Below are 16,076 nucleotides of genomic sequence, written 5' to 3' on the forward strand. Positions count from 1 at the left end.
TTCCTTCTCAAGCATACCTATTACTGAGTAATATTTTAAGGAGGTTCTCTCATCATGAGAAAAGACTATTTTTTCAAAACTCTCTCAATTCTTTTATCGTTACTGCTAATTCTCCCTGGACTCCATATCAAAGCTAACCCAACAGACCCTGTAAAGCCCGGATGGCAGGATGAAAAGGCCCAAAGAGGCTGGATTCAAAGTAAAATTCAACATATGACCCTTGAAGAGAAGGTAGGTCAGCTCTTCATGATTCATGTTTATGGAAAAACTCCAACAGATCCAAACTATGAACAAATAAACATCGCAGCAAAACGAGGAGGCAAAAACTTTAAGGAGGTAATTGAGAAATATCATATTGGCGGGATTATCTACTTCAATTGGACAGATAACATAGGAACTCCCGTTGATGTATCCCAGGTAAATGCTCTTTCAAATGGAATTCAGAAAATCGCAATGCAGCAGAGAATGCCAATACCTCTACTTATAGCAACGGATCAGGAAGGTGGAATAGTTGCAAGAGTAACAGAACCTGCAACTGTTTTTCCAGGTAATATGGCATTAGGTGCAACACGTTCATCGGAATATGCATACAAGAGTGGGCAGATTATGGGTAAGGAGCTTAAAGCTCTGGGAATCAATATGGATCTGGCACCTACACTGGATGTCAATATTAATTATGAAAATCCTGTAATCGGTGTGCGCTCCTATTCAGAAAACCCGGATTTAGTTTCAGAATTAGGAGTATCTCAGGTTAAAGGTTTCCAGGATCAAAATGTGATTGCTACAGTAAAGCACTTCCCGGGACATGGCGATACAAATGTAGATTCCCATTATGGCCTTCCAATTATTAATCATGACCTAAATACACTCAACAATATAGATTTAAAACCCTTTAAGGATGCTATAGCAGCCGGAGTAGATGCAATAATGACAGCACATATTGTAGTCCCAGCACTTGATAATTCAGGACTACCTGCCACACTTTCAAAACCTATATTAACGGATTTATTACGAAATAAGCTTGGCTTTGATGGCGTTATAATCACAGACAGCCTCGGAATGTCTGGGGCAAATGTCGTATCTCCAGAAAGGGTTCCCGTTGAAGCCTTTAAAGCCGGTGCCGATATACTGCTTAACCCTCCAGATGTCGATTTTGCTTATAACGCAGTCCTAAATGCTGTTAAGGGTGGTGAAATATCTGAAAAACGCCTGGATGAATCAGTATTTAGAATTTTAAGAGTTAAAATGAAAAGAGGTCTTTTTACAAATCCTTACTCAGATTCAAAGGAGACTTCAAATATAGGCACAGAGGGGAATTTAAGGATTGCAGAGGAGATAACAAATAAAAGCATTACATTAATAAAAAATGAAAACGGTCTACTTCCTCTAAAGAAGGAAACAAAGGTATTTGTCACCGGGCCATCCCTTGGAAATCCAGTATTGCTTTCAGGTTTGCTCTCCAGCGCTGGATTTACAAGCAGTTATTTCAGCACCGGCACAACCCCTACTCCTTCTCAAATCGCTACAGCGGTGTCTAATGCCACAGCTTATGATGTAGTAATCGTTACAACTTACACAGCAAATACCAACAAAGGCCAGCAAGATCTTGTTAAGTCACTTCTTAACAGTGGAAAGAAAGTAATTATAGCAGCCATGAGAAATCCATATGACATTTTAGCGTTCCCTGAAGTAAATGGGTACATTGCCACCTATGGTAACAGGGCAATTTCCACAAGGGCCCTTCAAAGAGCGTTAATCGGTGAGATAAATCCAGTTGGAAAGCTTCCTGTAACAATACCTGGATTATATCAATATGGCCATGGGCTTAGCTATTGATTTTATTATTCTGCCTCATTAGTGTTATATAAAATTTGATTTAGCGTGTAATTATGTATCAAAAATTATACGTATCTTATTAAGTTAAAAAATGTGTTGGTTCTATATTGAAAACGATATTGAACCAACACATTTTAATCACTTATAAAATGTGATTTAAAAATGAAGTACCATTATCAGGTCTTTTCACATTGAAATATTCTGAAACCGTAGCTCCTACATCAGAAAGGGTGTCTCTGTGCCCAATGTATCCAGTTTTTACTTGTTTGCCGTATACCAATATTGGCACATTCTCCCTTGTGTGATGGCTGTGACCTATGGTTGGGTCATTTCCATGATCAGCCATTACTATGAGAATGTCTTCATCCTTCAACATATTCATCAATTCACCTATATACTTATCAGCTATTATTAACCTTTCTGCATATCTTTCAGGGTTCTCTGCATGTCCAGCAAGATCTGTTTCCTGAACATTTGTACATATAAATCCTTTATCCATTGAATTAAATTCCTTTATAGTAAGCTTCATTACCTCTTCTGTATCTATGCAGGAAACGCTCTTTCCATAATCATTTGAGACAATATCTGCTACTTTTCCAAGAAGAGTAACTCTTATTCCTGCTTTACCAAGTATTGTTGGCACTTGTACTTCCGGGTCAATTCCATATCCTAAATGAATTACCTGATATCCGTTATTATAAACTCCTGATTTTGGAGCATTTATCCCAACAAATTTTCCTTCCTTCTCTTCTACTGCATTTAAAATATCCTCCACTTTTACACCTTTTCCGCCAAAAGGTATTACCCTTGATACGTTTACTACACTTCTTACAATCTTTCCAATCTTTAAAACTTCGCTATAGGGAATCAAATCTAATGCTGCAGTTAAATTATATATTTGCCCTGGATCTGCCTCAAGATTATCTCCAACTGTTACGCAGCCGTTTACAAGAAGAAACTTAAGCTTGTTTCCTTTATATTCAACATCATATCCTGCATCCTTTAATGCCTCATAAACCCTATTTATGCATGCTGAAAATGGCTCTTTTATAGGTTTTTTGGGCTTTGTTCCCATAATTTCCTGATGGCCATAGAAGGTATCGGCCCCAAAATGTGCAAGACTTGAGGTACCATAGGTTGCATTGGGATTTTTCTTCATATATTTTGTTTCTTCCCCAAGAGCATTCATAATTCCCATCTTCTCAAGATTAGGAAGCCTTAAGTCAGGTATTTTATCAAGTATATGCTTAAATGTATTTGCTCCAACGTCCTGAGGTCTTACAATCCTTGCATCGTCCATATATCCAACTCCAAAGCTATCAAGAACTACAACAACAAATCTTTTCATTAAGCTCACCTCCTGATTAGTCTTCCGAGGCTATCGTAAATTCCTGCAATCTCCACTCGTCCTGAACTGATTCCCTTAACCACTGCTACTTCACTTCTTGTTACAAAAATCTGTGTCCTAAAGCTTAGAATAACAGTTTCTCCAATATTTGCGTTTTCCTTAAGACATATATAATAATCGATACTGTTCGAATCCGGCATCTCAACTTCAACCCTTTTCATGCTTTCCATACCCTTTCCTACGAGGGCACTATGCATGTGGGATCTCCTATAATGTCCTCCTCCATAACAATAGCTTGCATTGCCTAAGTTATGTGAAACCTCACTGACGTAAACGATAGCTGGTATTTCAACTTCATCCTTTACAGCATGAATTGGCGTTGTCCCAACAAGGCCATGACCTGGCTCTCCATGTGTTCCCCCAAGTTCTGCAATTCTCCTTATGTTGCTTGTACATGTCGCAGATGGTGTGTTAATTTCCTTCAATATAATTTTAAAATTCTTCTCAAGAACTTCCTTAGCCTTTAAAATCGTTTTGATATTGTTAGTTTCCTTTATGCTCTGCGAATCTGAGTCATAGAGGAAGCAGGGGAATGAAGTTATGCCGTATATATTAACATTTGGCAGCTTAATTATTTCTCCTGCTTTTTCCACCAGTTCATCTATATAAAATCCTCCGTACTGGCCAGGATAAAAAGTATCATCTTTGTCTATAACTCTAAGCATTATATTCTGATTTATTCCAAGCTTTGCAGCAATATCGGATATCTCCTTTGCCTTCTCAACAGAATACACTGTTATTACTTCAGGTCTTTTTAAAAGCATTGATTCAATTTTATTGGATGGCACCTGAACTAAATGCCCTACATGTCCTATCTTTATACCTGAATCGTATAAAATATCTGCTTCCCTGTAATCTACTGCAACAGCCCCTTCATAGCCTAAATCCATTAGTTTTCTTGATACGTACGGATTTCTTCCAAATTGTTTAGTCATAAAATAAAGTTTAATGCCGTATTTATCCGCTTCATACTTTATCGCCTTTGCGTTACTTATAATTGCATCCAGATCAAGTATATATGTGTCAGGCTGAATTACCCCTTCCTGATGCAATTTAAAGGCAGCTTCAATTAACGCTGGATTTCTTCTTAAAGTTACATCCAAAAACATACTCTCCCTCCTTCCTTACACAACTTTTTCGATTGCTTCCCTTAATATTCTAATTATTGTATCAGCACCTGCACGCATTGGGTTTATTCGTATCATTCTTTCCTCAAGTGTCTTATCAGCCTGTCTAAAGGTTCCTGAAACTCTATAAAACATTGGAACAAATTCATATTTTGACTCTGCGCCAACTGGGTTTGGAGCTGCACCAAGCTTTTCTGCTTCCTTTAACACTTCCCTAGCAATTGGAGCTTCAAGCTCAACTAAGAGAACCTTGGACTGTGCATTGGCAAGAAATGCTTTTTTTACACCCCTTATTTCTCCTCTATTTAAGCGTTCCACAAGTTCATTATTAACCTCCGCCTGTATTGCAAGAGCTACAGGAGCATATATCAATCCTCTTAAAACCTCCATAGCTTCATGTCCCTGAACCTGTCCTCCACCTGAATAATTGGACTTTATAATTTTCTCGATATATTCTTTCTTACCAACAACGCATCCAATCCCTTCCGGACCTAGAAGTTTAAACAGTGAAAATGCGGAAATGTCTGCCCCGCACTGAACTCCTATATTTCTAACCTTCATAACCGCATAGTTGTCATCCGTAATAATTGGAATGTCATTTGAATATTTCTTTATCATATCAATAACTTTCTTCATAGCATAGCTATCATCTATCTTCTGTCTTGTATATTGAATTAAAGCCCCATCTACCTTATTTTTGTCTAATGCTTTTTTTATTTCCTCCTCACGATTAAAATCTGCCCTTATGATTTTAAGCCCCATACTCTCAATTGTAACTGCAGTAGTAGGATATATTGGTGCATCGTGTATTAATAGAGTATCTCCGGGCTTTATCATGCTATATAGTCCCCATCGTATTGCTGCTGTTCCCGCCCCCCTTACTAAAACTGCAGCTTCCTGATTGAAAAATTCAGCCAGCACCTTTTCAACCTTAAGGGTTGTTGTTGGTTTATTAAATCCTGGTACTACCCCTAAATCCCCTAGAGACAATATTTCTTTTCCTTTGAAATATTTTGTTATGATATCAACCAATCTAAACTGAAGCCTTTTTGCTTCCTCAATCGTCATAGATTCCAGTGGATAAACTTTCATATTTCTCACTTCCTATTCAAAAAATTTTACTGCATTTTTCCTCAGCATATTATCGATATCCCTCTGTGTTATTCCATTCTCATTAATATAGGGAATGAAATGATCAAGTAAATAACTATATCCTAATCCTCCCCTGGATTTCAGATGAGATTTTCTTGTAATATCCATGGACATTAATACTCTGTTTGAAAGGCCTCTTTTGCATATTTCCCGAAGCATTTCAAGCCTTTTTTCTTCCGGCACATAATTTGTCTTACCTATAGTATCAAAGGCTACATACACTCCCTGCTCTATCATTCTTAGGATATAATCAATATCCTCTGATAGATCAACATGTCCTATTATCACTTTATTTAGGTCTACCCCATGTGATTTTAGAAGTTCTATCTGTTCAAGACCTGATGTACCAAGAGTAGTATGGGTTATTATTGGCCTTCCAGTTTCAATATGTGCTATAGAAGCAGCTATAAATACCTTTTCTTCAATCGTGGTAATCGTATCTTTACTTGTACCTATTTCTCCTATAATATCCGCCTTAACCTCTGTTCCATCTATCCCTTCTGTTATCTCCTTTATCATAATATCTGCCAGTTCCTTTTCTGATAAATTATATACCTCCCTTGGTAAAAAAGGCTCCTTATAATATCCCGTTGAAAATATTATGTTTATGCCTGCTTCCTCTTGAACCTTTATTGCATACTCAACATTTCTTCCCATCCCTCTGTTCGTTACATCAACTATATTGGAAACGCCTCGTTCCTTCAGTTCTTTTAGCTCCTTTGTTGTCTCCCTCATGGTGTCGAGCCTGCAGTCTAGATCCTTTTTTGCACCTGATAAATCAATTGTTATATGCTCATGTATATAGGTAATTCCTTCTTTTAACCTCATTTTTACACCCCTTACAAAGAAAAAATTATATCCTTATTTTCCCTTAAGTATGATTCTTTAAAATATCTGTAGTAAAGATCAGGAAGGCTATAAATGTCTTTTAGATTTTCTACTACACTTATTGCTGCCATCCCTTCCTCTAGTCCTTCCTTTGATGTAATCACAATTCCAGAAGCTACTTCGTTAATAGGTAAAGTAATACTTGTTGCATTTAACATGTTTGCTATTTTAACCATGTATTTTCCCGATTTATTCTGAACTGATTTTGCAAAACTTCCTAAAGTTCCAAATACTGAATCTCCAAGTCCAAGGATATCTATAGGTCCTTCACACGTTATGACCATATCATAGGCTTTAAAAATTTCATTCATTCTTTCTATTGAATTCTCTCTATTCTCAAAATCGGGAAACTCTTCTTCCCCGATGGTTATTTTCATATCCATTAACTTACTTAGTACAAGGTCTAATTTTTCCCTCATGTCCTTTCCGTCAGGTAAAGTAATTTCTCCTTTTTTGCATATGCAAACCTTTATATTTTCAAAGCGTATAACTTTTTCTTTAACATCAAGCATTGTAAAAATACTCTCTTTAGCCAGCTCAAAGGAATGGCTTATTACCCCAATACCTGGAACAAACTTTATTCCATCTGTAGATACTCTGTCTATACTGCCTTTAAGCCCCATACCCTTTGCCATAATGGAACAGAGATTTAAACTAAGTGCAGGTGCAAGAACCGAACCTCCTCCATCTGTTCCTATTCCTATATCATTGATACCATATAATACGTTTAATGCAGTTGCACTTGAAGAACCTGTCATAGGCCTTAGGGTTAGAGGATTTATTAATCTGTCATCTACTGCCCTTCCCCCTTCTGACATAAAATCTATTGTATGCCAAACGTATTTTCCTTTATCTATCAGCCTTTTTATATATTTTTTATTAATTTGGCCTGTATTTTTAATTCCTATCGTAATTACCGTATCATGTTTCATTAAAATATCTTTAACTTCAAGTAATGCATCTTCATTCAACTTTTCAACTGTTTTTTCTAAAAGCTTTGATGCCTTAATTGAGCCTTTTGCTACCTTTAAAAACTGATTTAATTTATACTCGTACACCTTCCTGCCTCCTAAATAAGTGCTGTTTTTAATTTAAAATGGAGGCTGAAAGCCTCCATTTTTATTTAGCTGCTGGTGGTAAATATAATCCAATAATATAAAGTACATTTATCATGACTCCAACAAGAATTGCCCCTATTGGGCCTACAGCCATGTTTACAATAGGCTTTTTTGAGCTTTGATTTAATACATATAATCCACCTACTACGAAGAAGCCAAGTCCTGGTGCCATAGCATTTGCTGCCATCATACCACCCACAAGTAATGCAACTTCAAGAAGCTTGGACATTGCTGTTCTTATATTGTCTCCACACTTTCTTACTCCAGGGAACTTGTCCAACAACTTGGCAAGCTGGTCAAGAAGCAATACTTCAACCACTATTACCGCTGCACCTAGCAGGGCTGCAAGAAGTAAATTCTTGGAAAGTATTCCCACTACGAATACAAAGGTCATTCCTACAGGTCCATATACACCTGTTGCAATAGCTGTCGTTGCAACAAGTGGAATAAATCCTATACCTCTAGCAAAAGCAGTAAGTGCCGCTTCTACATTCTTTCCATTTGCTAAAAGATTCTGGGAAATTGGGTCCCCTGCAAGTATGGACTGGCTTGTAGCTGCAGCAACAAGCGCTCCTATCAGCGCAAGATATGGAATATTTTTCCTTATCTTTTTAACTCTTTCGCTAAATAACGCTGTTAAATCAATTGAAACGGCATTTGGATCTGTTTTTTCACTTGCAGCAAATATTATCATGACAATCATACCGGCAAGCAGTGCCATTCCTTCAGGGTTGAAAGTAACTTTTGCTGTTCCTACGTTAAACTTCCCATAGTACTGCACAAATTGCCTTACTAGAAATGAGATGATAAGGGTTAATGCTCCCTTTTTAACTCCATACTGATATCCAACAACAAGCGCAGGGAATGCTGCAAAGGCTGCAACGATTGGAGTACCGACCTGTCCAAGCTGAGACAAGAAATTTACAGGAAGTTTACCAAATGCATCAACAATAAATTTTAATCCATAAAGAAGACCTAAACTGTAAACTGCACCAACAATACCTGAAATTATAAGTCCCTTTTTGCCCTCTGGTGCCCAAGTACCAATAATATCTGTTCCAAGTAAAATACTGTGAATCAAGATAATTGTTGCTGTAATGGACATAGGAATTCCAAAACCAATAACTAGTCCAAAACCTAATGCAAAGCTTGTTACTGCAAGAGCCTTTTTATCCATTCTACCTTCAAGATATTCGGGAACTATAGGCCTTAAACCGTCGTTAAATACTGCAACCCCCTTGTTAGCTAGAATTGATGCTAGTACACCAATTAAGGTAACCAATAAATATTTCAATACTTCATTCATAAATTATCCCCCTTAGAAGAATTATTTTATTTAAGTATTTCATTCATAATAACAGGTATTACCTGATCCATGTGCTGTGGTGTAAAACCAAATGCTTTCTTACCACTTTTTACCTCATTTATTATTTCTTCATTGCTTCTTATTTTTCCAGGCATTGAAACAGTTGCGCACAGTCCCATTCCAAGAAGTGCTATTGCCATAGCTAATGCACCGCCCCCTCCCGTATTGCATGCCCCGAAATAATAATCTGCCTGATTAGTCTTTATTGCCATTGCTGCCTCTATGTCGGACTTTACAGTTACTGAAACATTATCACCTCCTATTTTTCTAATAAGTTCTGCTACTTTCTCCTTTTCTATCTGTCCGCCAACAACAATTCTAAGCATTTTGCCTCCCCCTTTATAAATTTCTATTTTTTAAACTTTTTAGGAACAACTTATAATATAATTTATGAGAGCTAATTAGCCTACATTAACTAATATTTGCATGTGTTATTAAATTGTATATTTTCACTTTCGAATAAAACGCAAAGGTGCATCATTATAAATGTTTTTTCACTTTCAGGAATTTCTATATTTAGTTCTTTTTCAAGCAGCTCAAGAAATTTTTCACTACTTGTAAACCTGCTGCTGTTTTTTATTTCTTCATATATGGTATCGTTAATATCTTCCACCATCTCACCTTTTTTAATTCTTTCAAAAGCAATAGCGAGATGTGTTATGAACATTGCTCCATTTTCTTCAGTAAGTTTTATGTTTAATTCTCTTTCAAAGATTTCAATAACCTTTATGATTGCATCATAATTTTCCAGGCTAATCTGGTCTGCATCCTTTAGTATTTGCAACCTAATATTTAAATCCATGCCTATCCTCCTAATGTACATTATTTTGTATATTTAATTTAAAAAAATTAGTAGTTTGGAATAAGCTCACCTCTTACCACTTTTCTTTGATATTCTAATACTTCTTCGCTATTAATAAATTGCTCAAATATTTTCTTAATTCCATAGTTATTTTTATTAACTACGATAACTGCTTCTGTATCTTCTCCATTAAAGTCATTATTTTTTAAAGGATAATGTTTGATATCCAGTTTTCTTTCCACAATCTCATCTATATTCCATATGGCTGCATCAATTTCTCCTGTAGTAAGTTTCAATATTAACTGGCTATATGATAAATCGATAAGGTTTACTTTCTTACCCTTGCACTGCTCCAAAGTAAGAAGATAATGATCAATGGAACTTTTATCTATTCCTACTTTCATCCCATCTTTAATAGTGTTATCATTTGAATCTGAGAATATAATTACATGCTCATTAACATAGCTGTATTTTCCGAACTCCACTGCTATATCAACTTCTACTCCATTTTTTATACTATAAAGGGCAGCTAGTTTTGAAACTATGGCAAAATCATATCTTCCATCTTTTAAAGCTCTAATTCTAGTTTCTGCTCCCCTCATATAAGCTATGCTGAAGGGGAATTTTTTATGGCTGGCTACTTTGTATAATCCTGTAGCTAAACCTTCATAGAGCTTCGAGTATGGCAAGGGCATAACGCCTGTAATTGTTCCAAAATCAGTAAACTCCCAGAGTATTTCATAGTCTATACTGCTTATGAAAGTCCCTAAGTGTCCCCTTGGTTCAAGCCTAATAGCTTTATATTCTTCAAGAAGCTTTATTGCAGACTGCACTGTTCCCCTTGCCGTTTTATATTTATAGGAATATTCCGCAATAGTGCTAATACGGTCCCCAACATTCATTGTTATGAATTCCCTTGCTAGTTTCATAGCAACAAGACCATTTTTTTGTAGTAATTGTGTTTTAATGCTCATTTAATCACCTTAATATACAATTTTCTGTACTTTATAATAACATTTATCTTTAGGCATTTCAATATATTTTTCGTAATATTTAAAATTATTTAATTATTTATTAGATATGTAAACAGCATTCTATACTTTTAATTTTATTAAAGTTTGCTAGCTTCCTCTTTATCCACAATAATAGTCACATCTTAATGCAGATGTAAAATCGAAGCAGGGACTTCAGGAGAAATTTTCCCTTTTACAGTTCGTGCTATAGCATCAGACTTTGCAATACTGCTAGCTAGAAGAATCATTATCTTTGAATGCATTATAGTTTTTATCCTCATACTTATAGCCTTTTTTGGTACTTTATCAATAGAATTGAAAAATCTAGAATTCGCCCCAATAGTGCTTCTATCAAGATTTACAAGGTGGGTTTTCGCCTCAAAATTAACGTCCGGTTCATTAAATCCTATATATCCAATTATCCCTATTCCAAGAATCTGAATATCTATCCCACCGGCTTCTTTTATTTTTCTCTCATAGTTTAAACACTCTTGTTCTATGTCCTTTGCGTACCATTAGGTATATTAATATTCTGGGTTTAAATATTCTATGTGGCTAAACAGGTTTTTCATCATGTAGTAATAATAACTTTGTAGATTTTTTTCCGATTCCATAGTATTCATCCAGGTTAAATGTTTTAACTCTCGAAAAATCTATTTCTTTATTATTGTACATTTTAATTGATTCTTTATACATTCCTAATGGTGTATCCCCCGTAGCTAGTCATAAAATGCTGTTTGGTTTTAAAATTATCTAGTTTGCTATAAAAGTAACTACTTTTTTTGTAGCAAATACGTTTGTATATTCTTGTTTAAACTCAATATACAATTTTCTGTATTCTCATAATAACATTTATTTTTACGTTTTTTCAATATATTTTTATAATATTTAAAATTGCTTAACTTTTTGTGAAAACTATGAGTTACAAACAGAAACGGAAACTCGGAAATCAGCAGCTGAAAGGTATACAATTTATTAACCACTTCCAAACCATCGCAATCTATATGCGTTAATCGCAGTATCACCCAGTTTGTTCATAAGCTTATAATTGGCATAGGCACCAACTGCTGCACCTATGCCTGGAACGAGCTGAAGCATTTTTGCAACATCGATGTAATCCCTGTATTCCTGTTGAAAGGTTTTCCAGTCGAAGGAGTTTAAATCCCTGGGAAGTTCATGTACTCTTTTCTCCCAGTCCAGTATTTCATAATAAACCTCTCTCCTTCTCATTTCACTTGAAAAGGCCAGCTGGAAAATATAAAGAATATACAACCTTTCCTTATAGTCTTTTACATCAAAACCATATAGGCTTGCCGCATCAAAGAGGAATTTCATCTTAAGGCTCAATAGAAGGGGAAAATCAGTTAATCCAAGTATAATACCTCCAGCCCCGGTTCCTGCGCCGCTTACTGCAGCAGCTTTTTTATAAAAATCTATTTTATTCCTTACCTGCTCCTCCCTCTCCCGCAGTGAGCCAACTATTAATGGTCCCTTTGTAATATACTCAGAGCCGATGATAACTGCCTTTACCATGTTCTTTATTGCTACAGTAATAACCTCATGAAATTTTTCAGGTATTAAATCATTTATTTTATTTTGCACTCCCTTTGTAAGCCTTCCTGTAATAGATGGCCTTTTGCTCATCTTCTTCTGCCAGTATTTTAGTTCCTCTAAGGCTTTTTCTTCATACAAATCCATATCATTACCTCACAAAACACTATTTTTCTATTTCCATAATCCTTTATATTTTTCTTCTGTCCTATTATATCCTTTTAGTTTAAAGCTTTATTCACACTATCAACAGTATCTATTTAAAATATATCTTTAAATAATAACTAAATCAAATATATAAATTAATACGTTGTGCTATTTCACAAACCTTCTTAGACTGTGCGAATCCGATGCCATAGAGTTTCTTTGCGAAGTGCAGTAGCGACTGGAATATATTTTTTATCACAGCATCGGCCTGTAAATTTATCTATCAAAACGAGTTAAATTAGCAAATTTCTTATTCCTAACATCTGATAGTGCCTTTACATTTCAACCATTCTAAATGATTCTGGTAGGAATAGGTTTTAAAGCCGCTATAAGTTTATATCTCAACATTAAGCTAGTAACAATAATAAATTAAACCTATCCTTTTATGTCAATTGTTCATAAATATTGGTAAAATACAATTTTTAATGTATTTTGAAGAAATCATAAGAATTATAGCTTATATTGTGTTTTTTAATTAATTTTTTGTCTTGACTTTACAAGAGCATAAATTTATGTTATCATTCTTAATAACAATTATTCATTATCTTCTAAAACTCAATATCTTTCAGAGTTAGCATTTTATGCTTTCTTTTAAACAAGTCTTTAATTTTATCTATCTTTCAACTTTAAGCCAATTGGTTTTAAGATCGATCTTATTGAAACTCTGTGGGATCATTTCATTATTCACAAATGATTATTAGAATCTGTCTTAATGAATTCAGACCTAAATTTTACCTGTTATAAAAGGCTTGTTTCATTAACTTTCCTATTAAAAGTCTGTTTCTCATGTGCTGCCTTTACTTCTTTCAATTTCTATGGGATCCCCTTTCATAAGCTCTTTTAAGGCAGTAAATTGCTATTTAAAGGAGGTAGATCAATGATAGAATTCAAGAATGTAAAAAAATCCTTTAAAAACAATGAAATCCTTAAAGGAATTAACCTTAAAATCAATAAGGGTGAGCTTGTTGTACTCATTGGACCCAGTGGATGTGGTAAGACAACTACACTTAAGATGATAAATAAACTTATAAATCCTACATCTGGAAAAATACTCATAAACGGAAAAGACATAGCTAACGAAGATACAATAGAACTTAGAAGAAACATAGGATATGTAATTCAGCAGACAGGTCTCTTTCCTCATATGACAGTTAGAGAAAACATTGGTCTTGTTCCTTACCTAAAGAAATGGCCAGAGGACAAGATTAGGAAAAGAACCATTGAACTTTTAGAACTTGTTGGACTAAAGCCCGATGAGTATATTGATAGATACCCCGGCGAACTTAGTGGTGGACAACAGCAAAGGATCGGCATTGCACGAGCATTTGCGGCAGACCCTGAAATAATCCTAATGGACGAGCCTTTCAGTGCCCTTGACCCTATAACAAGAAACCAGCTTCAGGACGAATTATTTAATCTGCAGAATGAGCTTAAAAAGACAATAATTTTTGTTACCCATGATATAGACGAAGCTCTAAAGCTTGGAAATAGAATATGCATTATGAAGGATGGAAATATACTTCAATTCGATACTCCTGAGAACATTCTAAAGAATCCTGCCCATGGATTTGTTGAGGAATTCGTAGGAAAGAAAAGGATCTGGAATCAGCCAGAACTTATAAAAGCAAAGGATATTATGATAGAGGATCCTATAAAGACTACTGGAAAAAGAACTGTTTTTCAGGGAATTGAAATGATGACATCAAATCAAGTTAACAGTCTTATGATTGTAAACAAAGATGGGAAACTTGAAGGAATAGTAACATTGAAGGATATCAGAAAGTCTCAGGATAACAACTTAAAGCTTGAAGATATAATGGAACAAAATATAATATCAGTTAATGTTAATGATTCCATAGTAAACATATTGGAAAAAATGAATGAAAATAATGTAGGATATATTCCAGTTACAGATAGTGAAATGAGACTTGTTGGCCTTATTACAAGAAGCAGCTTATTAACTGTCCTCAGCAGGCAGTTCCTTGATGAGGAGGTGGCTAATTAATGCTAAAAGAGTTTTTAGATTTTGTATTAAGTAGACAGGATCAAATATTAAAATTGTTATCTGAGCATATCACGTTAACTATATTCGCCGTATTACTTTCAATACTCATAGGCATTCCACTCGGTATATTAATAACAAGAATTAAGAAGCTTTCAGGACCTGTAATAGGAGCTGCAAACATAGTACAAGCAATTCCAAGCCTTGCCCTTTTAGGTTTCCTTATTCCGTTTCTTGGAATAGGAAGCAAACCTGCAATAGTTATGGTATTTCTTTATTCTTTGCTTCCTATTATTAAAAATACCTACACAGGCCTTACAAACATAAATCCTGACATGCTTGAAGCCTCAAGGGCAATGGGAATGACAGGCAGCCAGATCTTAAGAATGGTTCAGCTTCCACTAGCACTTCCTATTATCATGACGGGCATAAGAATATCTGCAGTTACAGCGGTGGGACTTATGACAATCGCTGCCTTCGTTGGAGCAGGGGGACTAGGATACATGGTATTTTCAGGTGTGCAAACAGTTAATAACTATATGATTTTAGCTGGCGCTATTCCTGCATGTATACTTGCCCTTTTAATGGACTTTATTATTGGAAAGGTTGAAGGTGTTGTAACACCCCAGGGAATCAAAACAGGAGACAGATATTCAAAGACTAAAAAAAGCAGTCACATACCAAAAAAGGTTAGCGCTGCTATTGCAGGAGGGTTGGCAATCATTCTAATTGCTGGAATTTTGACATCCATTGGTGGTAAAAAGGATACCATAGTAATAGGTTCGAAGGACTTCAATGAACAGCTCATACTTGGAAATATGATGGCTATACTCATCGAGGAAAACACTGATTTAAAGGTTGAGAAAAAATTAAATTTGGGCGGTACAAACGTTGTATTTAGCGCTTTAAAAACAGGAGATGTCGATTTATATGTTGAATATACAGGTACAGGCCTAGTTAACATTATGCAGCATGATGTTGTAAACGATCCTGATGAGGCATATAACATTGTAAAGGAATATTTTGATAAAAACTACAACCTTAAATGGCTAAAGCCCCTCGGATTTAACAACACATATACCCTGGCAGTTACAAAGGAAACAGCTAAAAAGTATAGCCTTGAAACCTTCTCAGATCTTGCAAAAGTTAGCGATAAGCTTATTTTAGGTTCTACAATAGAATTCTCTACCAGACCTGATGGGTATCCTGGATTAAAAGAAGCCTATAACATGAATTTTGGTGATGTTAAAGCTGTAAATGGAGGTCTTAGATATACAGCAATCAACAGCGGTAAATCACATGTTATAGACGCCTTTGCAACAGATGGGCTATTGAAGGCCTTTGACCTTAAAGTTCTAAAGGATGACAAACAGTTCTTCCCACCATACTTTGCAGCTCCACTTGTTAGAAAGGACACTCTAAATAAACATCCTGAAATTGAGGGAATTTTAAATAAACTTTCAGGGCTTATAAACGATGATGTTATGAGGGATCTTAACTACAGAGTAGATAAGCTAAATGAAAAACCTGAAGATGTGGCAAGGAATTTCCTGAAGGAAAAAGGATTAATTAAATAACAAAATTAAATTATTAAGAATTTATTAAG

The 16,076-nt window shown here is 35.3% G+C and carries 13 protein-coding genes and 1 pseudogene; 3 read left to right on the forward strand and 11 right to left on the reverse strand.

What is annotated here, in order from left to right; translation table 11 throughout:
• The first annotated feature begins 54 nt into the window (after positions 1–54).
• Positions 55–1,836: a glycoside hydrolase family 3 protein gene (locus EDD71_RS05765; protein ID WP_133627801.1), complete on the forward strand. Its 1,782-nt coding sequence runs from the start codon at positions 55–57 to the stop codon at positions 1,834–1,836.
• 142 nt (positions 1,837–1,978) lie between these two features.
• Here EDD71_RS05765 and EDD71_RS05770 read toward each other — a convergent pair whose 3' ends face one another.
• The 11 genes and pseudogenes from EDD71_RS05770 to EDD71_RS05820 all read right to left on the reverse strand — a co-directional run bounded on the left by EDD71_RS05770 (position 1,979) and on the right by EDD71_RS05820 (position 12,408).
• Positions 1,979–3,184: a phosphopentomutase gene (locus EDD71_RS05770; protein ID WP_133627802.1), complete on the reverse strand. Its 1,206-nt coding sequence runs from the start codon at positions 3,182–3,184 to the stop codon at positions 1,979–1,981.
• Positions 3,185–3,189: 5 nt separating this feature from the next.
• Positions 3,190–4,353 (reverse strand): YhfX family PLP-dependent enzyme, encoded by a 1,164-nt coding sequence (locus EDD71_RS05775; protein ID WP_133627803.1) that lies wholly within the window; start codon positions 4,351–4,353, stop codon positions 3,190–3,192.
• A gap of 15 nt (positions 4,354–4,368) precedes the next feature.
• Positions 4,369–5,463 (reverse strand): aminotransferase class V-fold PLP-dependent enzyme, encoded by a 1,095-nt coding sequence (locus tag EDD71_RS05780; protein WP_133627804.1) that lies wholly within the window; start codon positions 5,461–5,463, stop codon positions 4,369–4,371.
• A 12-nt stretch (positions 5,464–5,475) separates the two neighbouring features.
• Complete coding sequence (locus EDD71_RS05785) at positions 5,476–6,351, reverse strand: phosphotriesterase family protein (RefSeq protein ID WP_133627805.1); 876 nt, start codon at positions 6,349–6,351, stop codon at positions 5,476–5,478.
• A gap of 11 nt (positions 6,352–6,362) precedes the next feature.
• A complete protein-coding gene (locus tag EDD71_RS05790) occupies positions 6,363–7,469 on the reverse strand; it encodes an amidase family protein (protein ID WP_133627806.1) in 1,107 nt (368 codons plus the stop codon).
• A 61-nt stretch (positions 7,470–7,530) separates the two neighbouring features.
• On the reverse strand, positions 7,531–8,835 hold the full coding sequence (locus tag EDD71_RS05795; RefSeq protein WP_207669290.1) for a YhfT family protein: 1,305 nt from the start codon (positions 8,833–8,835) through the stop codon (positions 7,531–7,533).
• Between the two features lie 26 nt (positions 8,836–8,861).
• Positions 8,862–9,221: a DUF2620 domain-containing protein gene (locus tag EDD71_RS05800; protein ID WP_133627807.1), complete on the reverse strand. Its 360-nt coding sequence runs from the start codon at positions 9,219–9,221 to the stop codon at positions 8,862–8,864.
• 89 nt (positions 9,222–9,310) lie between these two features.
• Positions 9,311–9,697: a PRD domain-containing protein gene (locus tag EDD71_RS05805; protein ID WP_133627808.1), complete on the reverse strand. Its 387-nt coding sequence runs from the start codon at positions 9,695–9,697 to the stop codon at positions 9,311–9,313.
• Between the two features lie 47 nt (positions 9,698–9,744).
• Complete coding sequence (gene yhfZ, locus EDD71_RS05810; protein ID WP_207669291.1) at positions 9,745–10,671, reverse strand: GntR family transcriptional regulator YhfZ; 927 nt, start codon at positions 10,669–10,671, stop codon at positions 9,745–9,747.
• A gap of 182 nt (positions 10,672–10,853) precedes the next feature.
• Positions 10,854–11,463 (reverse strand): annotated as a pseudogene (nagB, locus tag EDD71_RS05815) (glucosamine-6-phosphate deaminase); the annotation flags it as partial.
• Positions 11,464–11,685: 222 nt separating this feature from the next.
• Complete coding sequence (locus EDD71_RS05820; RefSeq protein WP_133627809.1) at positions 11,686–12,408, reverse strand: EcsC family protein; 723 nt, start codon at positions 12,406–12,408, stop codon at positions 11,686–11,688.
• Positions 12,409–13,345: 937 nt separating this feature from the next.
• Here EDD71_RS05820 and EDD71_RS05825 point away from each other — a divergent pair.
• Both EDD71_RS05825 and EDD71_RS05830 read left to right on the forward strand, forming a co-directional pair.
• A complete protein-coding gene (locus tag EDD71_RS05825) occupies positions 13,346–14,473 on the forward strand; it encodes an ABC transporter ATP-binding protein (protein WP_133627810.1) in 1,128 nt (375 codons plus the stop codon).
• Positions 14,473–16,047, forward strand: a complete 1,575-nt coding sequence (locus EDD71_RS05830) for an ABC transporter permease/substrate-binding protein (protein WP_133627811.1) — start codon at positions 14,473–14,475, stop codon at positions 16,045–16,047. The genes EDD71_RS05825 and EDD71_RS05830 overlap by 1 nt, the downstream gene beginning before the upstream one ends.
• Positions 16,048–16,076: the final 29 nt, after the last annotated feature.

The sequence above is a fragment of the Fonticella tunisiensis genome (assembly GCF_004364155.1).
GTDB classification, from domain to species: domain Bacteria; phylum Bacillota; class Clostridia; order Clostridiales; family Caloramatoraceae; genus Fonticella; species Fonticella tunisiensis.

Coding starts and splice junctions, on each gene's coding strand:
- EDD71_RS05765 (WP_133627801.1), top strand. CDS start 55: ATGAGAAAAGACTATTTTTTCAAAACTCTCTCAATTCTTTTATCGTTA.
- EDD71_RS05770 (WP_133627802.1), bottom strand. CDS start 3,184: ATGAAAAGATTTGTTGTTGTAGTTCTTGATAGCTTTGGAGTTGGATAT.
- EDD71_RS05775 (WP_133627803.1), bottom strand. CDS start 4,353: ATGTTTTTGGATGTAACTTTAAGAAGAAATCCAGCGTTAATTGAAGCT.
- EDD71_RS05780 (WP_133627804.1), bottom strand. CDS start 5,463: ATGAAAGTTTATCCACTGGAATCTATGACGATTGAGGAAGCAAAAAGG.
- EDD71_RS05785 (WP_133627805.1), bottom strand. CDS start 6,351: ATGAGGTTAAAAGAAGGAATTACCTATATACATGAGCATATAACAATT.
- EDD71_RS05795 (WP_207669290.1), bottom strand. CDS start 8,835: ATGAATGAAGTATTGAAATATTTATTGGTTACCTTAATTGGTGTACTA.
- EDD71_RS05800 (WP_133627807.1), bottom strand. CDS start 9,221: ATGCTTAGAATTGTTGTTGGCGGACAGATAGAAAAGGAGAAAGTAGCA.
- EDD71_RS05805 (WP_133627808.1), bottom strand. CDS start 9,697: ATGGATTTAAATATTAGGTTGCAAATACTAAAGGATGCAGACCAGATT.
- yhfZ (WP_207669291.1), bottom strand. CDS start 10,671: ATGAGCATTAAAACACAATTACTACAAAAAAATGGTCTTGTTGCTATG.
- EDD71_RS05820 (WP_133627809.1), bottom strand. CDS start 12,408: ATGGATTTGTATGAAGAAAAAGCCTTAGAGGAACTAAAATACTGGCAG.
- EDD71_RS05825 (WP_133627810.1), top strand. CDS start 13,346: ATGATAGAATTCAAGAATGTAAAAAAATCCTTTAAAAACAATGAAATC.
- EDD71_RS05830 (WP_133627811.1), top strand. CDS start 14,473: ATGCTAAAAGAGTTTTTAGATTTTGTATTAAGTAGACAGGATCAAATA.